Annotated in this window: 1 protein-coding gene; it reads right to left on the bottom strand. The window is 72.3% G+C overall.

All coding sequences use genetic code 11. From position 1 onward, the window contains the following. The coding region (locus G3I71_RS50130; protein WP_164325653.1) for a tetratricopeptide repeat protein at nt 1-253 on the bottom strand (253 nt) is incomplete at both ends.

Genomic DNA, 253 nt, shown 5'->3' with positions numbered 1-253 from the left:
GGTTGTTGCGGGAGGTGAGAGTGGAGGGGTGGTCCTCGCCCAGCACCCGCACGGAGGCGGTGAGGGTCTGTTCGTACAGCGGGATGGCCCGCCCGAGGTCCCCCGCCCCCTGGTACGCACCCGCGAGGTTGTTGCGGGAGGTGAGAGTGGAGGGGTGGTCCTCGCCCAGCACCCGCACGGAGGCGGTGAGGGTCTGTTCGTACAGCGGGATGGCCCGCCCGAGGTCCCCCGCCCCCTGGTACGCACCCGCGAG

Origin of the sequence: Streptomyces sp. SID12501 (assembly GCF_010550245.1) — a bacterium.
Taxonomy (GTDB): domain Bacteria; phylum Actinomycetota; class Actinomycetes; order Streptomycetales; family Streptomycetaceae; genus Streptomyces.
This window is presented reverse-complemented; position numbering and strand designations above follow the sequence as displayed.